At 71.4% G+C, this 18,436-nt stretch carries 14 protein-coding genes and 1 riboswitch; of the genes, 9 read left to right on the top strand and 5 right to left on the bottom strand.

The features are described from left to right. The first annotated feature begins 32 nt into the window (after positions 1-32). Together BW996_RS02055 and BW996_RS02060 are read left to right on the top strand one after the other, a co-directional pair. The gene (locus BW996_RS02055; protein WP_037482489.1) at positions 33-3,572 is read left to right on the top strand and encodes an indolepyruvate ferredoxin oxidoreductase family protein; all 3,540 of its coding nucleotides are present in this window, start codon (positions 33-35) and stop codon (positions 3,570-3,572) included. Positions 3,573-3,666: 94 nt separating this feature from the next. Next, positions 3,667-5,040 carry an esterase-like activity of phytase family protein gene (locus BW996_RS02060; RefSeq protein ID WP_037482488.1) on the top strand — a complete coding sequence of 458 codons (1,374 nt, stop codon included), beginning with the start codon at positions 3,667-3,669 and terminating at the stop codon, positions 5,038-5,040. Between the two features lie 13 nt (positions 5,041-5,053). Here BW996_RS02060 and BW996_RS02065 read toward each other — a convergent pair whose 3' ends face one another. Beyond that, complete coding sequence (locus BW996_RS02065) at positions 5,054-5,575, bottom strand: 6,7-dimethyl-8-ribityllumazine synthase (RefSeq protein WP_037482486.1); 522 nt, start codon at positions 5,573-5,575, stop codon at positions 5,054-5,056. Between the two features lie 95 nt (positions 5,576-5,670). After that, positions 5,671-5,845, bottom strand: a riboswitch (FMN riboswitch). A 152-nt stretch (positions 5,846-5,997) separates the two neighbouring features. Between BW996_RS02065 and BW996_RS02070 the strand changes: the two genes are divergently transcribed. Further along, positions 5,998-7,113, top strand: a complete 1,116-nt coding sequence (locus tag BW996_RS02070; protein WP_037482484.1) for a 6-carboxytetrahydropterin synthase — start codon at positions 5,998-6,000, stop codon at positions 7,111-7,113. Next, the gene (gene queE / locus BW996_RS02075) at positions 7,113-7,748 is read left to right on the top strand and encodes a 7-carboxy-7-deazaguanine synthase (RefSeq protein WP_076458525.1); all 636 of its coding nucleotides are present in this window, start codon (positions 7,113-7,115) and stop codon (positions 7,746-7,748) included. The genes BW996_RS02070 and queE overlap by 1 nt, the downstream gene beginning before the upstream one ends. Before the next feature lie 27 nt (positions 7,749-7,775). On the opposite strand, the gene BW996_RS02080 is transcribed toward queE, so the two are convergent. Together BW996_RS02080 and BW996_RS02085 are read right to left on the bottom strand one after the other, a co-directional pair. Beyond that, complete coding sequence (locus BW996_RS02080; protein ID WP_076458528.1) at positions 7,776-8,036, bottom strand: SlyX family protein; 261 nt, start codon at positions 8,034-8,036, stop codon at positions 7,776-7,778. Between the two features lie 29 nt (positions 8,037-8,065). Then, positions 8,066-9,565, bottom strand: coding sequence for a DUF4382 domain-containing protein (locus tag BW996_RS02085; RefSeq protein WP_081837889.1), 1,500 nt, complete (start codon positions 9,563-9,565; stop codon positions 8,066-8,068). Between the two features lie 342 nt (positions 9,566-9,907). On the opposite strand from BW996_RS02085, the gene yfiR reads away from it, so the two are divergent. The 3 genes from yfiR to yfiB are packed head-to-tail and all read left to right on the top strand — an operon-like array spanning position 9,908 to position 12,233. After that, positions 9,908-10,441 carry a regulatory sequestration protein YfiR gene (gene yfiR, locus BW996_RS02090; protein ID WP_051631408.1) on the top strand — a complete coding sequence of 178 codons (534 nt, stop codon included), beginning with the start codon at positions 9,908-9,910 and terminating at the stop codon, positions 10,439-10,441. After that, positions 10,438-11,682: a diguanylate cyclase DgcN/YfiN gene (gene dgcN / locus BW996_RS02095; RefSeq protein WP_051631409.1), complete on the top strand. Its 1,245-nt coding sequence runs from the start codon at positions 10,438-10,440 to the stop codon at positions 11,680-11,682. Before yfiR ends, dgcN begins: the two co-directional genes overlap by 4 nt. Positions 11,683-11,705: 23 nt before the next feature. After that, positions 11,706-12,233, top strand: coding sequence for an outer membrane lipoprotein YfiB (gene yfiB, locus BW996_RS02100; RefSeq protein WP_051631410.1), 528 nt, complete (start codon positions 11,706-11,708; stop codon positions 12,231-12,233). A 20-nt stretch (positions 12,234-12,253) separates the two neighbouring features. Here yfiB and BW996_RS02105 read toward each other — a convergent pair whose 3' ends face one another. Beyond that, on the bottom strand, positions 12,254-13,987 hold the full coding sequence (locus tag BW996_RS02105; protein ID WP_081837891.1) for an FMN-binding glutamate synthase family protein: 1,734 nt from the start codon (positions 13,985-13,987) through the stop codon (positions 12,254-12,256). A 257-nt stretch (positions 13,988-14,244) separates the two neighbouring features. Here BW996_RS02105 and BW996_RS02110 point away from each other — a divergent pair, with 257 nt between their 5' ends. Both BW996_RS02110 and BW996_RS02115 read left to right on the top strand, forming a co-directional pair. Then, positions 14,245-15,975, top strand: a complete 1,731-nt coding sequence (locus BW996_RS02110; protein ID WP_037477311.1) for a methyl-accepting chemotaxis protein — start codon at positions 14,245-14,247, stop codon at positions 15,973-15,975. Positions 15,976-16,082: 107 nt separating this feature from the next. After that, a complete protein-coding gene (locus BW996_RS02115) occupies positions 16,083-17,366 on the top strand; it encodes a DUF4397 domain-containing protein (protein ID WP_037477206.1) in 1,284 nt (427 codons plus the stop codon). Positions 17,367-17,460: 94 nt separating this feature from the next. On the opposite strand, the gene gshB is transcribed toward BW996_RS02115, so the two are convergent. Next, positions 17,461-18,423, bottom strand: a complete 963-nt coding sequence (gene gshB / locus BW996_RS02120; protein ID WP_037477209.1) for a glutathione synthase — start codon at positions 18,421-18,423, stop codon at positions 17,461-17,463. Positions 18,424-18,436: the final 13 nt, after the last annotated feature.

Genomic DNA, 18,436 nt, shown 5'->3' on the forward strand with positions numbered 1-18,436 from the left:
CGCGCCCCCATTCACGAGATGGAGACCGCCTGATGAACGCCCCGCTGCCCGACGCCGTGCGCCGCGCCCTCGAGCACATCACGCTCGACGACAAGTACACCCTGGACCGCGGCCGCGCCTTCATGAGCGGCGTGCAGGCGCTGGTGCGGCTGCCGATGCTGCAGCGCCAGCGCGACCGCGCCGCCGGCCTGGACACCGCCGGCTTCATCAGCGGCTATCGCGGCTCGCCGCTCGGCACCTACGACCAGTCGCTGTGGGCGGCGAAGCAGCATCTGGCTGAGCACCGCATCGTCTTCCAGCCCGGCGTCAACGAGGAGCTGGCCGCCACCGCGGTCTGGGGCACGCAGCAGCTCGACCTGTTCCCGCAGACGAAGAAGCACGACGGCGTCTTCGGCATCTGGTACGGCAAGGGGCCCGGCGTGGACCGCTGCATCGATGTCTTCAAGCACGCCAACATGGCCGGCACCGCGCGCCACGGCGGCGTGCTGGCCATCGCCGGCGACGACCACATCGCCAAGAGCAGCACCGCCGCGCACCAGAGCGACCATGTCTTCAAGGCCTGCGGCATGCCGGTGTTCTTCCCGAGCACCGTGCAGGAGATCCTCGACCACGGCCTGCACGCGATCGCGCTGAGCCGCTATGCCGGCGTCTGGTCGGGCATGAAGACGATCCAGGAGGTGGTGGAGTCCTCGTCCTCGGTCAGCGTCGATCCGGACCGGGTGGACATCGTGCTGCCCGAGGACTTCCTGATGCCGCCCGGCGGTCTGCACATCCGCTGGCCGGACGCGCCGCTGGAGCAGGAAGCGCGGCTGATGGACCACAAGTGGTATGCCGCGCTGGCCTACATCCGCGCCAACCGGCTCAACCACAACGTCGTCGAGGGGCCGAACGACCGCTTCGGCCTGATCGCCAGCGGCAAGGCCTACAACGACCTGCGCCAGGCGCTGCACGACCTCGGCCTGGACGACGCCACCTGCCGCGCCATCGGCGTGCGGGTGCACAAGGTCGGCGTGGTCTGGCCGCTGGAGGCGAGCATCACCCGCCGCTTCGCCGAGGGGCTGCAGGAGATCCTCGTCGTCGAGGAAAAGCGCCAGATGATCGAGTACCAGCTGAAAGAGGAGCTGTACAACTGGCGCGCCGACGTGCGCCCGAACGTGCTGGGCAAGTTCGACGAGCCCGACGGCGACCAGAGCGGCGGCGAGTGGTCGATGCCCAACCCGAGCCAGAACTGGCTGCTGCGCGCCAAGGCGGACCTGACGCCGTCGATCATCGCCCGCGCGGTGGCCCGGCGGCTCAAGCGCCTGGGCGTGCCGGCGGAGGTGGCCGCGCGCATGGACGAGCGGCTGCGTGTCATCGACGCCCGCGAGCAGGCACTGGCCGCCCAGGCCAAGGCGCCGGTGGGCGAGCGCACGCCCTGGTTCTGCTCGGGCTGCCCGCACAACACCAGCACCCGGGTGCCGGAGGGCTCGCGCGCGCTGGCGGGCATCGGCTGCCACTACATGGCGACCTGGATGGACCGCGACACCGTCACCTTCAGCCAGATGGGCGGCGAGGGCGTGGCCTGGGTCGGCCAGGCGCCCTTCACCACCGACGCGCATGTCTTCGCCAACCTCGGCGACGGCACCTACTTCCACAGCGGCCTGCTGGCGATCCGCCAGTCGATCGCCTCGGGCGTCAACATCACCTACAAGATCCTCTACAACGACGCGGTGGCGATGACCGGCGGCCAGCGCGTGGGCGAGCGCCCGGAAGGCCATTCGGTGCCGCAGATCATGCAGACGCTGGTGGCCGAGGGCGTGGCGAAGCTGGTCATCGTCTCGGACGATCCGGCCAAGTACGCCGGCGTGGCGCTCTCGCCCGGCGTGACGGTGCACCACCGCGACGAGCTCGACACGATCCAGCGCCAGTTCCGCGAGCTCAAGGGCACGACCGCGATCATCTACGACCAGACCTGCGCGACCGAGAAGCGCCGGCGCAGGAAGCGCGGCACGATGGCCGATCCGGCCCGGCGCGTCGTCATCAACGAGGCGGTCTGCGAGGGCTGCGGCGACTGCTCGGTGCAGAGCAACTGCCTGAGCGTCGAGCCGGTCGAGACCGAGTTCGGCCGCAAGCGCCGCATCAACCAGAACTCGTGCAACAAGGACTTCTCCTGCGTGAAGGGCTTCTGCCCGAGCTTCGTCACCGTCGAGGGCGGGCAGCTGAAGAAGCCGCAGCGCCAGAAGAAGGGCGACCTGGCCGCGCTGCCGCCGCTGCCCGAGCCGGTGCTGCCGGTGGCCGAGAGCGCCTGGGGCATCGTCGTGGCCGGCGTCGGCGGCACCGGCGTCATCACCATCGGCCAGATCCTGGGCATGGCGGCGCACCTGGAGGGCAAGGGCGTGGTGACGCAGGACGCCGCCGGCCTGGCGCAGAAGGGCGGCGCGACCTGGAGCCACATCCAGATCGCCAACCGGCCCGAGGCCCTCTTCACCACCAAGGTCGACACCGCGCAGGCCGATCTGGTCATCGCCTGCGATCCGCTGGTGGCGGCGCAGCGCCCGACGCTGGCGACGATGCAGCCCGGGCGCACCTGGGTGGCGCTGAACCGCCACGGCGCGCCGACCGCCAGCCTGGTGCGCAACCCGGACTGGCAGTTCCCGCAAGTCGGCTGCGACACGGCGCTGGAGACGGCGGTCGGCGCTCAAGGGCTGGGCGCCTTCGACGCCGAGCAGGCCGCCACCGAGCTGCTCGGGGACTCGATCTACGCCAACCCGCTGCTGCTGGGCTACGCCTGGCAGCACGGCCGCATCCCGCTGGGCCGCGCGGCGATCCTGCGCGCGATGGAGCTCAACGGCGTGCAGGTCGCCGCCAACCAGGCCGCCTTCGAGTGGGGACGGCGCTGCGCGCATGATCTGTCGGGCGTGCGCAGCCTGTTCGCGGCGCAGAAGGTGATCCAGATCGTGCGCCGGCCCTCGCTCGACGAGACGATCGCGCGCCGCACCGAATTTCTCGTCGCCTACCAGAACGCCGCCTACGCCGAGCAGTACCGCGCCTTCGTCGCGCGGGTGCGCGAGGCCGAGGCACCGCTCTCCAGCACCCGGCTGACCGAGGCGGTCGCGCAGGGCCTGTTCAAGCTGATGGCCTACAAGGACGAGTACGAGGTCGCGCGGCTGCATGCCGACGGCGCCTTCGCCGCGAAGATCGGCGAGATGTTCGACGGCGAGGTGAAGCTGGTGCACCACTTCGCGCCGCCGATCCTGGGCCGGACCGACGCGCAGGGCCGGCCACTCAAGCAGGCCTTCGGGCCGTGGATGCACCGCGCGCTGCCGTGGCTGGCGCGGCTGAAGTTCCTGCGCGGCACCGCCTTCGACCCCTTCGGCCGCACCGAGGAGCGCCGCACCGAGCGCGCGCTGATCCAGGACTACCGCGCCAGCGTCGAGGCACTGCTGGCGCGGCTCTCGAAGGAGCGCCTGGCCGACGCAGTCGAGATCGCCCGGCTGCCGCTGGAGATCCGCGGCTTCGGGCATGTCAAGGCGGCGAATCTGGCGAAGGTGCGGGCGAAGTGGGCCGCACTCGAGGCCGCAGGCCGGGGCTGAAGCGCCGGCTGGCGTGCCCGCGTGGCCGGTCACGCCCCTTTCACGCCCGCGGCCTAGCATCCGGCGCATCCCCACCGCCTCACCGGATGCGCCGATGTCCCTGCTGTCCCGCCTCGTCGCCCTCGCCTGCCTGGGCGCTGCCACCCTGGCCGCGCAGGCCCAGACCGAAGTGACTGCCGTGCTGGCCGGTCACGCGCTGCTGCCGCACGACACCACGGTCGCCGCACCGCGCGACGCCGGCGCCTTCTTCGCCACGGCCGGCAAGTTCACCGCGCCGAGCCGGCTGCGCACCGAGACGATCGGCGCCATCCCCGCCAACACCTTCGTCGGCGACCCGAAACATCCGCGCGCATCCGGCGGTGCGCTGCCGGTGCGCGGCCAGTCGGTGCAGGGCTTCTCGGCCATCGTCTCGCTGGGTGGCGACCGCTTCCTGGCGATGAGCGACAACGGCTTCGGCAGCAAGATCAATTCGCAGGACGCGCTGCTGATGGTGCATCGCCTGAAGGTCGACTGGGCGAGCGGCCGGGTGCAGCGCGAGCACACCACCTTCCTGCGCGATCCGCAGCGGCGCATTCCCTTCGCGATCCAGAACGAGGCCACCCGCGAGCGCTACCTGACCGGCGCCGACCTCGACATCGAGTCGCTGCAGCAGGTCGGCGACGAGTGGTGGATCGGCGACGAGTTCGGCCCCTACGTGATCCGCTTCGACGCGCAGGGGCGCGCACTCGGCCTGATCGAGACGCAGGTCGGCGACCGGACCTACCGCAGCCCGGACCACTACCTGCAGGGCCGTCTGCCGAACTACCCCGGCGAGGCCGGCGGCTGGGAGGTGCGTCGCTCGGGCGGCTTCGAGCCGATGGCGAAGTCGCCGGACGGCCGCCTGCTCTACCCGATGTTCGAGTGGCCGCTGTGGGACGCCGCCGCGAGGGCGCCCGAAAGCCACGAGGGCCGGCCGTACACGCGCATTCTCGAACTCGACGTCGCCAGCCGGCACTACACCGGCCGGCAGTGGAAATACCGCTTCGAGGCCGCCGGCAACGTCGCAGCCGACTTCCAGCTGCTCGACGCCACGACCGGTCTGGTGATCGAGCGCGACGATGCGACCGAGGGCGCCGGCCCGGGCTGCCCGGACGCGCCGCGCACCGACTGCTTCACGCGGCCGGCGAAGTTCAAGCGCATCTACAAGATCGACCTGGCCCAGGCGGACGCAGACGGCTTCGTGAAGAAGATCGCCTTCATCGACCTGACGAAGATCGCCAACCCGAAGCGCCAGGCCCATGCCGGCCCGAACGAGGAGGTGTTCGTGCTGCCGCACCTGGGCCCCGAAGGGCTGACGGTGGTCGACGCGAGCCACATCGTCGTCGTCAACGACAACAACTTCCCGTTCTCGTCGGGCCGCCGCCTGGGCCAGCCGGACGACAACGAGCTGACGCTGCTCGACATCGGCGCGCTGGTCGACGCGAAGTAAGGCGAGCCGAGCCTCAGCGCGCCGTCAGCGTCGACACCCGCTGGTGCAGCGCGATGGTCTGCAGCGCCGCGCGCGCGGCTTCCTGGCCCTTGATGACGAAGTGGGCGGTGAACCACTCGCGGTGGGTGGCGTGCTCGTGGAACTGGTGCGGCGTCAGCACCGCCGACAGCACCGGCACGCTGCTGTCGAGCTGCACGCGCATCAGGCCGTCGATCACCGCGGTGGCGACGAAGTCGTGGCGGTAGACGCCGCCGTCGACCACCAGGCCGAAGGCGACGATGGCGTCATAGCGGCCGGACTCGGCCAGGCGGCGCGCCAGCAGCGGGATCTCGAAGGCGCCGGGCACGTCGAAGTGCTCGACCGCGTCGGCGGCGACGCCGCTGCGGCCCAGCTCGGCGACGAAGGCGTCGCGCGCCTGGTGGACGATGTCGGTGTGCCAGGAGGCGCTGATGGCCGCGACGCGGCGCACGCCGGCAGCGGCAGCGGCAACGGCAACGGCAGAAGAAGAAGCGAGGGAAGCAGTGGACTGATTCATGGTGAGCGAAGCGGGCTCGCGGCCCGGGACACGGAGGCCAGAATCAGGGCGCAGGAACGCGCCGGCACCGCTGCGGTCAAGGCAGCGGCGCCGGGCGCGGTTCTCTTTCATCCGGACTGTGACCGTCGGCCCCGGAATCGCACCGGATCTGCTGACCCCGGCCGCCGTGACGGTGGCCGGGCGCTCGCGGGCTTGCGGCCAGGCTGTCACGAAGGACCGCGTCGACCGCTTACCGCCGGTGGGGACTTCCACCCCGCCCTGAGAACGCAGGTGCAGCGCTCGTGTCGGCTTCTGCAGGCTTCTTGCAGATTCAGACCACGGAACGGCACCGGGAGGCGAGTGTAGCCGCGCCAAGGCGCCCCGGCTGTCGCCAAGGTCGGCCCGGACGGCGACAATCACGCCCTGCATTGCCGTTCCGCCCCATGTCCCCACGCTCCTTCCACTCTGCCTCGGCCGGCTTCGAGGCCGCGCTGCATGTCGATCTGCTGCCCGAGGGCCACCGCTCGCGCCGGCTGCACGGTCACAGCTTCTTCGCCACGGTGCGCGCCGAGCTGCCCGCGGGCTGGGCGCCGTTTGCCGGCGGCGAGGTCGCCGAGCTGCAGCGCCGCATGGAGGCCTGCTGCGCGCCGCTCGACTACGCGCTGCTCAACGCGGTCGAGGGCCTGGGCGCGCCGACCGACGAGAACATCGCGCGCTGGATCCGCCGCCGCCTGGAGGCCGAGTTCGGCGTGCCCGGCATCGAGCAGGTCGGCGTGCAGAGCACCGCGCACACCGGCGTCGACCTCGACCGCGCCGGCCACGCCCACCTGTGGCGGCGCTACCGCTTCCAGGCCGCGCACCGCCTGCCCAACGTGCCGGCCGGCCACAAGTGCGGCCGCATGCACGGCCACGGCTTCGAGGTGATCCTGCACGCCGACCAGGACATCGGCGAGCGCGCCTACGGCCTCGACTACGACCGCATCGACGACATCTGGGCGCCGCTGCACTTCGAGCTGAACTACCAGTGCCTGAACGAGATCGCCGGCCTGGAGAACCCGACCAGCGAGGTGATCTCGGCCTGGCTGTGGCGGCGCCTGAAACCCCTGCTGCCCGAGCTGTCCTGGGTCACCGTCTACGAGACAGGTTCCTGCGGCGCCAACTTCGACGGCCAGAACTACCGCATCTGGAAGGAGATGACCTTCGACAGCGCGATCCGGCTGAAGCACGCGCCCGAGGGCAGCCCGCTGCGCGGCATCCACGGCTACACCTGGGCGCTGCGGCTGCACCTGAACGCGCCGCTGGACGCGGTGATGGGCTGGACGGTCGACTTCGGCGACGTGAAGACGCTGTTCGATCCGGTCTTCAAGGCCATCGACCACCGTCCGCTGTTCGAGAACACCGCCATCGACGACGGCGACGCGCTCTCGCTGGCGCGCTGGGTGCTGGCCGAGGGCCGAGCGGTGCTGCCGCAGCTCGACCGCATCGATGTCTACGAGACCCGCGGCAATGGCGCCATCGTGCTGGCCAGCGCGCGCGCCGACGAACTGGTGCCCGTCTGATGAGCTACGCCGTCAAGGAAATCTTCTACACGCTGCAGGGCGAAGGCGCGCAGGCCGGCCGCGCGGCGGTGTTCTGCCGCTTCGCCGGCTGCAACCTCTGGAGCGGGCGCGAGAGCGACCGCGCCGCGGCCGTCTGCAGCTTCTGCGACACCGACTTCGTCGGCACCGACGGCCAGAACGGCGGCAAGTTCGCCGATGCGGCGGCGCTGGCCGACGCGGTGGCGGCGCGCTGGCCGGCAGGCGCGGGCGGACGGCCCTACGTGGTGTGCACCGGCGGCGAGCCGCTGCTGCAGCTCGACGAGGCACTGATCGAGGCGCTGCACGCCCGCGGCTTCGAGGTCGCGGTCGAGACCAACGGCACGCAGCCCGCGCCCGCGGGCCTGGACTGGATCTGCGTCAGCCCCAAGGCGGACGCGCCGCTGATGCTGACCGCCGGCGACGAGCTGAAACTCGTCTATCCGCAGCCGCTGGCCCGGCCCGAGCGCTTCGCCGGCCTGGCCTTCGATCACTTCTTCCTGCAGCCGATGGACGGCCTGGCGCGGCTGGCGAACACCCGCGCCGCGACCGACTACTGCATGGCCCACCCGCAATGGCGCCTGGGCGTGCAGATGCACAAGGTCGTCGGCATCGAGTGAGGCCGGCAGCGGCGCACGGCCGCCGCCTCACCAGTGCGGCGGGATCTCGTCGCGGGGATCACGCGCCCCCGCCCCACCCGAGGCGGCAGCCTGCTCGCCGAGCTGGCGGTTGAGCCGCGCCACCTCGCGCACCAGCAGGTCGATCTGCTGCTGCTGGCGCGCGACCACGCCGTTGAGGTGGTCGAGCAGGTCGTCGGCGTAGCTGGCCTTGATCTCCAGCGCGGTCAGGCGGGCGTCGGTGTCCGGCGGGGCCGGGCGGGAGGAATCGGCGAGAGAGGGCGTCGTCATCCCGCGATTGGACCTGATTCGTCGGGGCCTCAGTGCCGGCGACCCGCCGCCGAGCGGCTGGTCGTGCCGCTGCAGCCCGGCACCTCGATCGTGCGGGCGGTGAAGGTGGTGTCGGCCAGGGTGCCGCTGGCGCGCACGCTGGCCCCTGCCACCAGGCAGCTCGCACTGCCGGCGCGCCAGACTGCGCCGCTCGGATCGACGGTGTAGGTGCCTGCCGCCACGGCGCGCGCCGAGCTCGATGCGGCGGTGGTCGCGGTGAAGGTGCCGTCGGTGGCCACGCTGCCCACCGTGCCCGACAGCGTGGAGAGCGTGGCCGACGTGCTGTCGGCGCCTCGACGCGCACGCTCGGTGGCCGAGGCCGCACCCTCGACATCGATCATCGACGCGCTCACGCTCGACGACGAGCCGCTGCCGGAGAGCTTGCCGCGGAAATGGATCGTCGCGCCCGCCACCAGATCGGCCGCGGTGCCGTGCGCATAGCGCGCCGAGGCCAGGTCGAGCACCAGCGTCGCGCTCGAGGGCAGGAAGCTGGCCTCGGTCAGCGCGATCGTCAGCGTCGTGCCCGACAGCGACACCACTGTGCCGGCGCCGCGCACCGCCACCGTCGTGGCCGCGCTCGACGACGAAGCCGGCTCGACCTGCACCAGCGTCGCGGTCACCGTGACCGGGTCGTCGGTGGTGGCGCCCGGCGTGACCGTGCCCTTGACCCGCACCGTGGCACCGGCGGTGACCTCGGCCAGCGTCATCGTCGCGCCGGTGGCGGCGTTGGTGATGACCGCATCGCTGGCCAGCGTCACCACGACGCTGCCCAGGCGGGCATCGGTGATCGTCAGCGTGCCGGCGCTGGCGTCGATCGCGCTGACCGTGCCATGCACCCGGCCCTGCTGGCGCACGAACTTGCCGAAGGCGGTGCCCGTGGTCGGCACCTTCACGTCCGGCGTGACCAGGCCGGTGGTGGCGCTGTAGCTGAAATGCTCCAGATCGAAGTCGAGCACCAGCTGCGCCGCGGTCGCGGTGTCGAGCGTGACGCCGCGCACCGTCCAGTCGAAGGTGTCGCCGCTGGCGGCGAACTTCGCGTCCGTGGTGGTCAAGCCGTCGAGCGAGACCAGCTGCACCGCGTTCGCGAGCGTCACCTTTACGCCGGTCCACACGCCCACCGGCACGGTGGCGCTCGACACCAGCTCGCCCACCGAGGCCAGCGAGGCCAGATCGACCACGACCGGCTCGGCCGAGGCGTCGAGCAGCACCGCCTCGGTGCCGTCGGCGGCGGTGGCCACGATGCGCTGGATCGACACCCAGACCTTCGCGTAATCGCTGGTGAGGTTGTCGGTGATGTAGGTCTGCAGCGTGACCGAGGCGGCCGCAGCCGTCGGGCTGCCGGTCGAAACGGCGACGGTGGCACTGGTGGCGTCATCGCCACTGCTGCCGCCGCAGGCGCCCAGCGTGAGTGCCAGCACCAGCGAGCCGACCGACCACACGGCACGGCGGGAAGCAAGGCGAACAGGAAGACAGGGGGTGAGACGGGACATGTTGCGGTTCTCCAGGGGGGACAAAGAAGGAATGCGGCCCGATGCTGCCGGATCCGATCAAAAAATGGGAAAACATCCCATTCAATTCATGACGGAATGCTGCCGCGGTCCCCCGGGGTTGGCTGCGCCGGACTTCACGCGCCTGAACCGCTTGACACAAATTTTCGATTTCCGTGCTTCATCCAAGAACACTAGGATCAAAGCGGTACCGCGTGAATAATTCACGGAACAAATCGCGCTTTCGGCTCCGCGACCGGCTTGCGGCGGGTGTGCTGGCGTTCTTGCAGATCGAGAATCCGCCGCGCCCGCCCTGACCGGGCAACGCCTCGAGAGGAACTTGTCTTGCGTCGTCTGACGGCCCTGCCGATCTCCCTGCTTGCCGCGCTGATCGGCGTGGTCTGGCCGCTGCACGCGCCGGGCCAGCCGGTGCTCGGCGTGGCCGACGCGGTGGCGGGCATCGTCGGCCATGTGCGCTGGCCGGGCGGAGCGCGGGCGGTGCAGCTGTGCGTCAGCAACACCAGCCTGCACGCGGCCGATCTGGGCCGGCTGCATGAGGAGGTGCCGCCGGGCCGGCTGCTGCCGGTGCGCACGCTGCCCGCCGGGACCGAGCTGCCCGGGGGCTGCGACGCGATCTATCTGGGCAGCGGCCCCGGTGCCGAGGCGGCGCTGCCCCGGCTGGCCGGCCTGCCGGTGGTGACCATCGGCGAGGGCGCGGCCTTCTGCTCGCGCGGGGGCATGTTCTGCCTGGTGCCGCGCGACAGCACACCGGGCGTGCGGCTCGAGCTCAATCTGGACATCGTCGCGCGCAGCGGCCTGAAGGTGCATCCGCAGGTGCTGCGCCTGGGCCAGCCGCGTGCCGAGGGGGGAGGCTCATGACGGCGCGCCCGACGCTGGCGGGCATGCTGCGACGCGGCCACTGGCAGGTGGCCTCGGTCACGCTGCTGCTGTTCGGGCTGCTGCTGGGCGTGATCGGCCATGCGGTGCTGGGCTCGATGCAGGCGCGCCATCTGGAGCTGCTGGCGCGCACCACCGGCTACTCGATCGAGGCGGCGGTCGTCTTCCGCGACCTCGACACCATTCATGAGGTGCTGCGGCCGATCGTGCAGCGCGAGCGGCTGGGCCGGCTGCGCGTGGTGCTGCCCGACGGCCAGCTGCTGACCGAGCTGCAGCGACCGGAGCCGACCGGACTGGCGGCGCTGCAGGCCGAGATCGGCCGCCGGCTGATGCCCGGCCGGGCCGAGGCGCCGGTGCTCGACGGCAGCGGCCGCGTCATCGCCCAGGTCGAGCTCGACAGCGAGGGCAGCGACTTCATCCAGCTGCTGCTGTGGGGCAGCGGCGCCGGCCTGCTGTGCGTGCTGCTGACACTGGGCGTGGCCTCGCTGATGACACGCCGGCTCGAGCGCTCGATCGTCGAGCCGATCGACCGGCTGGCGGCGCTGACCCGCTCGATCCGCTGCGAGCGCGCCTTCGACCGGCGCGCGCCGGCCGCGCCGATCGCCGAGCTGAATGCCTTGGGCGAGGACTTCAACGCGATGCTGGCCGAGATCGACCAGCACCACCGCCATCTGCAGCAGGACCGCGACCGCCTGTCGCAGCGCGCCTGGCATGACGCGCTGACCGGGCTGGCCAACCGGGCGCGCTTCGAGCAGCGCCTGGAACAGGCGCTGCAGGTGTCGCTGCCGCAGGGCCAGACCTTCGGCGTGCTCTATCTGGATGCCGACGGCTTCAAGGCCGTCAACGACACCGCCGGCCATGCCGCCGGCGACCGGCTGCTGGTGCAGATGGGCGAGCGGCTGCGTGCGGTGGTGCGCGAGGACGATCTGGTCGCCCGGCTCGGTGGCGACGAGTTCGCGGTGCTGCTGCAGCCGCTGCGCCAGGTCGACGACGCGCGCCGCATCGCGCGCGAGATCGGCCGGGCCATGCAACGGCCCTTCGACCTCGGCGAGGCGGGCAGCTTCCGCTGCGGCCTGAGCGCGGGCATCGCGACCTTCCCGCAGGACGGCGACACGATTCCGGCGCTGCTCGACACCGCCGACCGCGCGATGTATCGCGCCAAGCAGGCCGGACGGCAGCATCGCCGGCCCCTGAGCGGCCGCCACGAAGGCGCCGCGACCTGACCTGCTCTCCAGGAGAAAAGAAGATGTCCTCGCTCCCCCTGCCCGCCCGGACCCCTCGCCGGCGGATGATGATCCTGGGCCTGGCGCTGGCCGCCCTGGCCAGCGGCTGCGCGACGCCGCCGCCGCCCCCGCCGCCCGCGCCGAAGTTCAGCCCCGAGCAGGTGCGCACGATGCGCGACCTCGGCTTCGTCGAGACCGACGAGGGCTGGACGCTGAGCATGGGCAGCCGGGTGCTGTTCGGCTTCGGCGCCGACCGCCTGGGTCCGGACGAGGTCGAGACCGTGGCCCGGCTGACCGATTCGCTGGTCAAGGTCGGCCTGACTCGGGTGAGGGTCGAGGGCCACACCGACAGCATCGGCGACGCGGCGGTCAACCAGCGCCTGTCGCTGCGCCGCGCCGAGGTGGTGACGCGCGAGATGGAGACCCGCGGCTTCCCGGCCTCCGGCCTGCAGGCACGCGGCCTTGGCGCAAGCCGCCCGATCGCCGACAACACGACCGAGGCCGGCCGGGCGCAGAACCGCCGCGTCGCGGTGATCGTGCTGAGCGACTGAAGGCCTGCCGCCGGCGCGGCTCAGCGGCCGGCGTTCTCCGCGGCCGGATGCAGCGGCACGACCCGGCGCTGCAGCGCGCCGACCGGTCGGCGCGGCGCAGCGCCCTCGGTCTCGGCGGGCTGGAAGCTCTCGGCGCGCGCGATCGGCCAGTAGACCCGGTAGACGTTGTGCGGCCAGTCGCCCTCGCCGCGGGCTGCCGCCAGCAGCTCGCCCGGCTCGAGGAAGCAGAGCTGGTTGCGCAGCAGCCGCACCTGGTCGTTGGCGACGCGGCGCACAATGTGCGCGGCCGTGATCTCGCCCGGATGGTGCAGCCCGGCGGCCTGGACCAGCTCCTGCAGCGCGTGCAGCGTGTTGCGATGGTAGCGCGCCACCCGCTCGATCTTGTCGGGCACGGCCAGCGCCTGCTGGCGCTGCGGATCCTGGGTCGCCACGCCGGTCGGACAGGCGCCGGTGTGGCAATGCTGGGCCTGGATGCAGCCCAGCGCGAACATGAAGCCGCGCGCCGAGTTGCACCAGTCCGCGCCCAGCGCCATCGCGCGAGCGATGTCGAAGGCGCTGACGATCTTGCCCGAGGCACCCAGCCGGATGCGGTCGCGCAGGTTCAGGCCGACGAGCGTGTTGTGCACCAGCAGCAGCCCCTCCTGCAGCGGCGCGCCGACATGGTCGGAGAACTCCAGCGGCGCCGCGCCGGTGCCGCCCTCGGCGCCATCGACGACGATGAAGTCCGGCGTCAGGCCGGTCTCCAGCATCGCCTTGCAGATCGCGAACCATTCCCAGGGATGGCCGATGCACAGCTTGAAGCCCACCGGCTTGCCGCCCGAGAGCCGGCGCAGCCGCGACAGGAACAGCAGCAGCTCGACCGGCGTGCCGAACTCGGTGTGCGCGGCCGGCGACACGCAATCCTCGCCCACCGCCACGCCGCGCGTCTCGGCGATCTCGGGCGTGACCTTCGGGCCGGGCAGCACGCCGCCGTGCCCCGGCTTGGCGCCCTGCGACAGCTTGATCTCGATGAGCTTGACCTGCGCGGAGGTGGCGTTGGCGACGAACTTCTCCTCGCTGAAGCGGCCCTGCGCGTCGCGGCAGCCGAAATAGCCCGAGCCGATCTCCCAGACCAGATCGCCGCCGTGGCTGCGGTGGTAGGCGCTGATCGAGCCCTCGCCGGTGTCGTGCATGAAGCCGCCCTTCTTCGCGCCGCCGTTGAGCGCGAGGATGGCGTTGGCGCTGAGCGCGCCGAAGCTCATCGCCGAGATGTTGAAGACGCTGGCGCTGTAGGGCTGCAGGCAGTTCGGACCGCCGATCAGCACCCGGAAGTCGTGCGAGTCCAGCGTCGTCGGCGCCAGCGAGTGGTTGATCCACTCGTGGCCCTCGGCGTGCACGTCGACCTGCGTGCCGAAGGGGCGCTTGTCCGGGTCGCCCTTGGCGCGCTGGTAGACCAGCGAACGCTGCTGGCGCGAGAAGGGTGCAGCCTCGTTGTCGCTCTCGATGAAGTACTGGCGGATCTCGGGCCGGATGAACTCCAGCCAGTAGCGCATGTGCCCCAGCACCGGGTAGTTGCGCAGCACCGAGCGCTGCGTCTGGCGCAGGTCGCGCACCCCCAGCAGCGTGCCGGCGCCGCCGACCAGCAGCAGCCACGGTCCGGCGCCATGCCCTCGCCACCAGCCCAGCGCGCCCAGCAGGGCCGCGCACGCGAAGCCCGCCAGCGTCAGGTAGCGCACGGGAATCAGACCATCGATCTTCATCAGCCAGGACAGCATGGCAGCGACTCCTTGTTCCGGGTCTTGCACAGACTGGCGATGCTCGGCGCACCGTGCCAGCGGCAAGGGCGGAATTGAGCCCCGTCAACCCGCTTGTTGGTGCCCTGCCCGCCCTCCAGTCCGCAGCCGGAATACCGACCTTGATTCATGCAAAAAGCGGCCGAGTCGTGGGGCCGACGCCATGCATGTCTCCCGGTCATCCCACCGAGTCCGGCCCACCTCGCCCTCCGGGCCTGCACATGAGCAATCTGATGTCGATGAAGAAGACTTCCCTCAACCGCCGTCTGTGGCTGCCGACCGTCCTGGCGGCCGTGGTGATCGGCGTCGTCGCAGTGACCGTCAGCCTGCAGACGCGCGACAACATCGAGGCCGGCCGCCAGATCGAGCGCGATCTGAACGAGCGTCTGGACCGCGCCGCGCGCTGGTCCGCGCTGACCGAGGCCAATGCCGCACGCGGCATGACCGTGCTGTCCAGCACCGACACCAGCCTGGGCGCCAAGGTCAAGGCCGACATGGAGGCCACTTCGGCGCGCATCACCGAGATCCAGAAGAGCATCGAGGCGGCAGCGCAGCGGCCCGACGAGAAGGCCGCACTGGCCCGGGTGGCCGACACCCGCAAGGCCTACATCGACCTGCGCAAGCAGCTCACCGCCGCGCAGTCGGCCGGCGAGAACCTCGACGAGGCGCGCCTGCGGGGCCTGCGCGACCGCCTCGCCGACTACCTCGGCGCCCAGCAGGCCTTCGTGCAGACGCAGAAGGCGCAGGTGGAAGCTTTCTCCACCACGGTGGCCAGCTCGCGCATGACCGTCGTGCAGATCGTCACCGGGCTGATGCTGGGCCTGGTGGCGCTGCTGCTGCTGTCGACCTGGCGCATGTCGCGCTCGATCCTGCAGCCGATCCGCGAGGCGATCGACACCACCGAGCGCATCGCCAGCGGCGATCTGACCGCACAGATCGACACCCGCCGCGGCGACGAGCTCGGCGACCTGATGCGTGGCCTCGAGCGCATGACCGCCTCGCTGCGCCAGCTCGTCGGCGAGGTGCGCGGCAGCGCCGGCACCCTGAAGACCGCCAGCACCGAGATCGCCGCCGGCAACCTCGACCTGTCGCAGCGCACCGAGCAGACCGCCAGCAGTCTGCAGGACACCGCCGGCTCGATGGGCGAGCTGACGCAGACGGTGCACCAGAGCGTCGAGGCGGCCGAAGAGGCCAACCGCCTGGCCAGCTCGGCCGCGGCGGCGGCCGAGCGCGGCGGCCAGGTCGTCAGTCAGGTGGTCAGCAACATGCAGGAGATCTCCTCGTCGAGCCGGCGCATCGGCGACATCATCGGCGTGATCGACGGCATCGCCTTCCAGACCAACATCCTGGCGCTGAACGCCGCGGTGGAAGCGGCTCGCGCCGGCGAGCAGGGTCGCGGCTTTGCGGTCGTCGCCAGCGAGGTTCGCAACCTGGCGCAGCGCTCGGCCGCCGCCGCGCGCGAGATCAAGGGACTGATCCAGGCCTCGACCGGCACCGTCGACCAGGGCGCGCGTCTGGTCGAGGAGGCCGGCCAGGCGATGGACGAGCTGGTCGGCTCGGTGCAGCGCGTCTCCGAGATGATCGGCCGCATCACCACCTCGGCGGCCGAGCAGAACAGCGGTATCCAGCACGTCAACCATGCGATCAGCCATCTCGACGAGATGACGCAGCGCAACGCCGCGCTGGTCGAGGAGAGCGCGGCCGCCGCCGATGGCCTGCGCGAGGAGGCGGCCCGGCTGGACGCGGCCGTGCAGCGCTTCCGCATCGACATGAGCCCGGCAGCAGCGCCGGTCGTCGCCCCCCGCCCGAGCAGCCCGGCCCAGACCGGCGCTCCACGCCCGGCCAGCCCCCGTTCGGCAGCGCCCCGGCCGGCGCCGTCACCGGCCCCGCGTGCCGCCACCCCGGCCCCCGCGCCGTCACCGGTGGCCGCCACCAGCGGCAATGCGGTGGACAACTGGGAAAGTTTCTGATTTTCTGATTTCGCTCAGGTTTACCTCGCCGACACCCTCGGCAATCAGTCCTTGAAGCGCAGCGGTTCCACTCGGTCATCCCCACCGGCTGACCGACACACCGCCTCATGAATCCCCTGCGCTGGCTCCCTGCCCTGCTGCTGTCCGCCACCGTCGCCCTGATCGGCGGCTGCGGCGGCGCCTCCGATGACGACAACGCCACCGTGCGGGTGATCAACGCCAGCACGAACTACGGCGCGCTCGACCTGTACGTGGACGACACGCTGCGCAGCTCGGCCATCGCCTACGGCCAGACCAGCGGCTACATCGGCTTCGAGGCCGGCAGCCACACCACCACGCTGACGCGCACCGGCTCGACCACCGCGCTCAGCAGCGTGTCGCGCTCGCTCAGCGAGGACTACGGCACCACCGTCATCGCCTACCAGGCCGACGGCAGCCTGAAGACCGCGCAGCTCAGCGACAGCGAGAGCGCGCCCTCGTCCGGCCGCGCCAAGCTGCTGGTGTTCAACGCCTCGCCGGACGCGGGCAGCGTCGACGTCTACCTCAGCGGCAGCAGCGACACGCTGGACAACGCCACGCTGGTGGCGTCTTCCGTCAGCGCAGGCAGCAGCAGCGGCAGCTACACCACCGTCGGCAGCGGCACCTACCGGCTGCGCATCGCCGCGGCCGGCAGCACCACCGACCTGCGCCTGGACGCCGCCAGCATGACGCTGGGCAGCCAGGGCGTCTACACGCTGGTGGTCACGCCCACCAGCGGCGGCGTGCTGGTCAACAGCCTGCTGGTGAGCCAAGGCGGCGCGATCACCGCGATCGACACCGATCTGGCCCGGGTGCGCCTGGTCTCGGCGGTGGCCAGCAGCGGTGCGGTCGGCGCCAGCTTCAACGGCAGCACGCTGGCCACCTCGGTCACCTCGCCCGCCATCGGCAGCTACGCGCTGGTCAAGGCCGGCAGCGCCACGCCGACGATCAGCGTCAACGGCGCCAGCCTGTCGACCACGGCGATCACGCTGGCGGCCGGCAGCGACACGACGCTGATGGTCTGGGGCCCGGCCGCCAGCGCCAGCCTGAGCGTCATCAGCGACGACAACCGCCTGCCCACCAGCAGCACCAGCGCGAAGATCCGCCTGATCCACGGCGCCTCGACCAACAGCAACCCGCTGACGCTGACCACCAACTACTCAGCGGTGGCCGAGAACATCGCGCTGGGCGCGGCATCGACCTCGACCAGCGTGACCGCCGGCTCCAGCACCACGATCGAGGTGAGCGACACCACGCTGGCCAGCGCGCTGTACAGCCTCAGCGACGTGACGCTGTCGGCCAAGGGCGTCTACACCGTCTTCATGCTGCCCAGCGGCAGCAGCGTGACCGGCTCGCTGCGCAAGGAACGCTGAGTCCGGACGACGCACGTCCGGACCTTTCTCGAACCCCTGCCCCTGTGGGCCTTGCGGGCCGCATCCCTCACCGGGGATGCGGCCTTTTTTTCGTTCAGGCCTCGCGGTCGCGCAGCGCCGCCTCCAGCGCGTCGACGAACATCGCCGCCACGTCGAAGCCGGTCTGCTGGGTGATCTCCTGGAAGCAGGTCGGGCTGGTGACGTTGATCTCGGTGACACATTCGCCGATCACGTCGAGGCCCACCAGCAGCAGGCCGCGCGCGGCCAGGATCGGGCCGAGGTGCTCGGCCAGCTCGCGGTCGCGGCGCGACAGCGGCTGCGCGACGCCGCGCCCGCCGGCGGCCAGGTTGCCGCGCACCTCGCCGCCCTGCGGGATGCGCGCCAGCGCAAAGGGCACCGGCATGCCGCCGATCAACAGGATGCGCTTGTCGCCCTGCGCGATCTCCGGCAGGAAGCGCTGAACCATGATGGTGGTGGCGCCGTCGTCGGTGAGCGTCTCGATGATCGAGCCCAGGTTCATGCCGTCCGGACCGACGCGGAAGATGCCCATGCCGCCCATGCCGTCGAGCGGCTTGAGGATGATGTCGTGGTGCTCGGCGTGGAAGGCGCGGATGGCCTCGGGCTGGCGGGTGACCAGCGTCGGGCCGATCAGCTCGGGAAACTCCAGGATCGCGAGCTTCTCGGGGTGGTCACGCAGCGCCGCAGGCCGGTTGAAGACCCGCGCGCCCTCGCGCTCGGCCTGCTGCAGCAGGTGGGTCGCGTAGATGTATTCGGCATCGAAGGGCGGGTCCTTGCGCATCAGCACCGCGCCGGTCTCGGCCAGGATGCATTCGCCCTCGGCCAGCACCTCGAACCAGTCGGCCTGCTCGCGCCCGGTCAGCGCCAGGGTGCGCGCGCGCCGCGCCACGACGCGGTGGCCACGCACCCACACCAGATCGCTCGGCTCGCAGACGATCAGGCGGTGGCCGCGCCGGGCGGCCTCGCGCATCATCGCGAAGGTCGAGTCCTTGTGGGTCTTGAACGATTCGATCGGGTCGGCAACGAAGAGCAGGTCCATGGTCGTGCGGGGC

It is taken from the genome of Sphaerotilus natans (genome assembly GCF_900156335.1).
Taxonomy (GTDB): Bacteria; Pseudomonadota; Gammaproteobacteria; order Burkholderiales; family Burkholderiaceae_C; genus Sphaerotilus; species Sphaerotilus natans.